The 4,856-nt window shown below is 59.4% G+C and carries 6 protein-coding genes; 2 read left to right on the top strand and 4 right to left on the bottom strand.

Going from position 1 to position 4,856, the window contains the following annotated elements:
• On the bottom strand, positions 1–245 hold a 245-nt coding region (locus NKK47_RS34750; protein ID WP_352579895.1), incomplete at its 3' end, for a hypothetical protein.
• A 231-nt stretch (positions 246–476) separates the two neighbouring features.
• On the opposite strand from NKK47_RS34750, the gene NKK47_RS34745 reads away from it, so the two are divergent.
• Both NKK47_RS34745 and NKK47_RS34740 read left to right on the top strand, forming a co-directional pair.
• Positions 477–1,034, top strand: coding sequence for an OsmC family protein (locus NKK47_RS34745; RefSeq protein WP_352579894.1), 558 nt, complete (start codon positions 477–479; stop codon positions 1,032–1,034).
• Positions 1,035–1,093: 59 nt separating this feature from the next.
• Positions 1,094–2,323: an NAD(P)-binding domain-containing protein gene (locus tag NKK47_RS34740; protein WP_352579893.1), complete on the top strand. Its 1,230-nt coding sequence runs from the start codon at positions 1,094–1,096 to the stop codon at positions 2,321–2,323.
• A gap of 73 nt (positions 2,324–2,396) precedes the next feature.
• Here NKK47_RS34740 and NKK47_RS34735 read toward each other — a convergent pair whose 3' ends face one another.
• Genes NKK47_RS34735 through NKK47_RS34725 form a run of 3 tightly spaced genes read right to left on the bottom strand, consistent with a single transcriptional unit; the run spans position 2,397 to position 4,575 of the window.
• Entirely contained in the window at positions 2,397–2,846 is a 450-nt protein-coding gene (locus NKK47_RS34735) for a CoA-binding protein (RefSeq protein WP_352579896.1), read from the bottom strand.
• 5 nt (positions 2,847–2,851) lie between these two features.
• Complete coding sequence (locus tag NKK47_RS34730; protein ID WP_352449195.1) at positions 2,852–3,223, bottom strand: 2Fe-2S iron-sulfur cluster-binding protein; 372 nt, start codon at positions 3,221–3,223, stop codon at positions 2,852–2,854.
• On the bottom strand, positions 3,220–4,575 hold the full coding sequence (locus NKK47_RS34725) for a selenium-binding family protein (protein WP_352579892.1): 1,356 nt from the start codon (positions 4,573–4,575) through the stop codon (positions 3,220–3,222). The genes NKK47_RS34730 and NKK47_RS34725 overlap by 4 nt, the downstream gene beginning before the upstream one ends.
• Positions 4,576–4,856: the final 281 nt, after the last annotated feature.

The raw sequence follows: 4,856 nt of genomic DNA, 5'->3' as shown, positions 1-4,856 counted from the left end.
TCCTCCTTCCAAGGTTTGTCAACGCGGGCCGCCAATGCCAGCGGCAAACGTCGCGCTGCGGCCCGCATCGAAAAACCTTCAGGAATGTTGCCATTCTTCTCGTCGATCGCAACGAGCAGGTAGCGCCAAAAGCCGAAAATAATTTCGCAGCTTTGGATTGCCCGTTCGCGGCAGCGAAACAGCTGTTCGCAGCGCCAAAGACCGCTCCGCGGGATTGCAGTTGACTGAGCTTGCCGGCCCTTCAAGAAAATGCATCACGATTCCGACACCTGGATGCCGAACCAACGCCGACCGACACAGGGCACCCTTGACCTGCAAGACGCAACTCGGCACACGAGGGACGACCTTGCCTCTGCGGAAAACAACTTGAAGAAACGCTTCGCTACCCATAGCATGTTATGCCCTGGTGAAATCTGATCAGGAGGTCGGTGGGATGGGTCGGGTTTTTAAGCCAGTGCAAAGTAGGGAGGATAACTATGGCTTCCGAAGTACAGGCAAACAATGGCGTTAACGTCGAGGCGCTGCTCGGCGCACGCGAAGCGCTTACCAACGCCCCGGAGGCCGCGCAGTTCAAGTGGCGCGCGGCCTGCGAATGGAAGGATGGCACCCACAGCCACTCGACGGTCGAGAGTTTCTACGGTCTCGGCCAGGACCAGCATCGCAAGACCACCTTCGCATTCGATGCCGACCATCCGGAGGTCTTTGCTTCCTTGGATCAGGGCGCCACGCCTGTCGAATACGTGCTGGTCGGACTGGCGAGTTGCCTGACCGCCGGCATCGCCGCGGTTGCCCAGAACCGGAACATCCAGTTGAAGTCGGTGAAGGCGACCATCGAAGGCGACATGGATCTCGCCGGAATACTCGGCATCGACAGCGACGTGCGCAACGGCTTCAGCGGCATCACGGTGAAATACAACATCGACGCCGACGCCAAGCGCGAGGACATCGAGGCTATCGTCGCTCAGTCGCAGAAGCGGTCGGCTGTCTATGACATTGTCACCAATCCGACGAACGTCACGGTCGTGGTGAATTGAAAGGCGCTTCGAACCGTAGACTCTCCTGATGAGAGGGTGCGATTAGTTCCGTCACCACAGTGATCGTCGGCGCGGGGCACGCGGGGCTCGCGATGAGCCGCTGCCTCGCGGAGCGCTCTATCGACCATGTGCTGCTGGAGCGCGGCGAGATCGCCCATACCTGGCGCACCGAGCGATGGGATTCACTGCGGCTGCTCACCCCGAACTGGCAGAGCCGGCTGCCGGGCTTCCGCTATGACGGCGACGATCCCGACGGCTACCGGACGATGCCTGAGGTGATCGACTTCCTCGGGAACTATGCCAAGGCGATCTCGGCTCCGGTCAGAACCCACACGACCGTTACCTCGGTTCGCAGCGACAGGGCGGGATATCTTGTGCGCACGGACCGCGGCGAGTGGCGGTGTCGGACCGTCGTGCTGGCGTCGGGCGCGTGCAACATCGCGCGCCTGCCCGACGTCGCCAGCCGCGTGCCGCCGTCGGTCGCCATGCTGACGGCACAGTCCTACCGCAATCCGGGTCAGGTCGCCGACGGTGGCGTGATGGTGGTGGGCGCGTCGTCGAGCGGCACCCAGATCGCACAGGAGCTGCAGCGTTCGGGGCGTCAAGTGACCCTGTCGGTGGGCGAGCACATCCGGGCGCCGCGCGTCTATCGCGGCAAGGACCTGGAATGGTGGATGGACGCCGCCGGCGTGCTCGACGAGCGTTACGACGAGGTGGACGACATCCGGCGGGCGCGACGGGTTCCTTCGCTGCAGCTTGCCGGCACGCCCGATCGCACCACCCTCGACCTCAATGCACTGGTCGACCTCGGCGTCAGGCTCGTTGGCCGTCTCGCTGGCATCACCGAAGACGGCAAGGCCCAGTTTGCGGGGTCGTTGCGCAATATGTGCGCGCTTTCCGATCTCAAGATGGCCCGGCTGCTCGACCTCATCGACGAATGGGCGCGCACCAACGGCCTTGACGCTACGGTCGGGCCGCCGGATCGCCTGCCGCCGACCCGTGTCGAGGACAACCCGCCGCTCGGGCTTGACCTTACCGGAGGCGCGATCAGGACGATCATCTGGGCCACTGGCTACAGGCCGGACTACTCCTGGCTGGAGCTGCCGGTCCTCGACCGCAAGGGCCACCTCCGTCACGACGGCGGCGTTGCGGAACATCCGGGCATGTACCTGATGGGGATGCAATTTCTGCGCCGCCGCAAGTCTGCGCTGATCGACGGCGCCGGCGACGACGCGCGTGATCTCAGCGACCATCTGGCATCGTACCTCGGGCAAAATTCAATCTGCTAGCAGAATCAACGTCTGAGACTCCAGAGGGAACAGGTTGGTTACCGCGACAACCCCGAATTCTGCGCCGCTGCAGTCATATTCCCAAGTGCAGCTTTGGCTTCCAGAAGGGGCGGAACAACTCAATCTTGGGACAGCGGTTCATCACCACTTTCAAGCCCGCTTCCTCCGCCAACTGGGCGGCAGCGTCATCGCGCACCCCAATCTGACCCCACAGAACCTTGGCATTGATTGCGATGGCCTCCTGTGCAACTTCCAACAGATCTTCGGAGCGGCGAAAAACCTCAACCATATCCACAGGCCGGTCGATAGCCGCTAGTGACGCGTACACCTTAAGCCCTCGAATCTCAGCCAGACCGGGACTGGGGTTGACCGGGATCATGTCGTAGCCGATTTCGTGCAGCACCCTGAGTACCCCATAGGAAAACTTGGTCTTGTCGGGGCTAGCCCCCACCATCGCGATGGTTTTGACCGATTTCAGAATGTTTTGCAGATAAGCCTCCGAATAGGGCTCATCATGATTCATATGGGTCATTTCTTTGCTTCCAACGGGGTCGCAATATCGGCTTTCAATTCATGAGCGGCCAGCGGGTCAAGGAAGGGGTTGCGATAGAGCTTGTCGTGGCTCTCAACGCCGACCTCCAGCGTGCAGTCGCTCATAGGGCGGGCGACGCAGAGGATTATATAGCCATTGTTGATCTGGCGGTTGTTCAGCGCCCGCTGCGCTTTTTGATCGACTTTGCCGCTGATTATTTTGGCCGCACAGGTTATGCAGCCGCCATACTTGCACCCATACGGCAGATCCACGCCCTGCTCGCGCAAGCTTTGCAAGAGGGGCTTGCGGTGATCGACGTCAAAGGCCGCACCGCCTTGATTGGCGAGAATGATGGTGAAGCAGGTCATACCCAGATGTCACTCGTGCAATCACCCCCGGGATAACGGGTTTCGTGGCAGCGGCTTGGTCCATTTGGTTCCTTACCAAAATCAACAACGAATCGCGGATCGATTTCCATGCCGCCGTTTTCCGTATCGCAATCGACCATCAGCATGCATCCGCCATTGGTGCGGATTTCCGGATAGAACTGATTGTCCCAGGTCGAGAAGAGCGAGGTCGTCACATAAAGGCGCTTGCCGTCGAGGCTGAGCTGTATCATCTGCGGCCCGCCGGTGACTTTCACGCCATTGACCTCAGGCGCTCGTCCGAGAAGTCCGCCCATCCACACTTGTCCGGTAAGCTTGGCGTTGTGGGGGTCCGAGATATCATACTGACGAATGTCGCCGTGCAACCAGTTGCACAGATAGAGGTATCGATCGTCCATGCTGAGCAGAATGACTGAGATAACGCCGGGTATTGGAATGGGCCATTCGGGATGCGGCTCATTTTCGACATCCACGATTTTTTCCCATTGCCAAGCACCCGCCGCATCCTTCCACCAGTGAATGATGTTTGCGGAAAGGGCCGCGCCAACAAAGCCGTGACTGCTGTCGGGATTATGATGGAATCGCACTTCCAGCGGGATCAAGCCATCTTCACCGAGATAGAATGTTTGCTTTGGTTCCTTCTTTTCAAAATCCCAGAAATGGATCTCTCGGCCATATTTCAGATGACCAACCTCTTCCAGGTCAAAGCCAGGCATGAAGGTATTGGGCGCGGCCCATTCCGAGCTGACCATTACGTTGTGTCGCGGCTGGTACCAGAAATCATAACCAAACTTGATCCTGCCCATGGAGTTTTCCCAGCGGCCGACAATCTCGAACTCCTTGCTGAGTTGCAAATAGCCGCCGGGGGCATTGCCCTGGGCGTCACCAAGCATGGAAACGATGATGTCCGAGCCGAGGCAATGCACCGTGTGTGGCGCCGACAGATTAGTCCTGGCTTTGATTTCAGCGCCGTCTATCACCTTGAACAGTGTCGGGCTGCGCGGATCGGTACCGCAATCGACAATATGCAGATTTGACGAGCGCACACCCGGCACGATCAGATATTTCCGCTCCATGCTCGCATCGCCGTGGCACGACGAACAGGCATTCCAGCCCGAGTGATGAAGCTCATCGCCAATACCCGGCATCTGCAAACGTGAAATCACCTGGCTGTAGGTTGCACTCTGCGGGTCGGCATCAATGGTACACAGATAGTCCGGCTTCTGAATGCCTGTGCCGGTGTAAATAGCTATCGTGTAGAGCAACTTTTCGCGGGGTGCCCTCATGGCCTCGGCGGGAGAAGCATAGCCCGGTCCACAGCAATGTTCGGTCATGGGTACTTCCCTAATTTGAACAGATCACTGGCTAGCCCAGGGGGCTGAGACATTAGTGCATGCATGGCGTTGGCGCTACCGCCGGGGTAAGCGTCGCCGGGTTTCCTGGCGGGAGACAGGACTGCGAGGCGGCTGGACTATAGGAAGCGGCATAAGATCAATTTGCGGTCGTTCCGAGTGATGGACACAAAGGTCTGCAATGGTGAAGGTTTTTCGATGCGGGCCGCGGCGTGACGGTGGCGGCTGGGCCTGTGTCGGCCCGCGTTGAAAAACCTCCCAAG

The organism is Mesorhizobium sp. M0019 (assembly GCF_040323975.1).
GTDB lineage: Bacteria > Pseudomonadota > Alphaproteobacteria > Rhizobiales > Rhizobiaceae > Mesorhizobium.
This window is presented reverse-complemented; position numbering and strand designations above follow the sequence as displayed.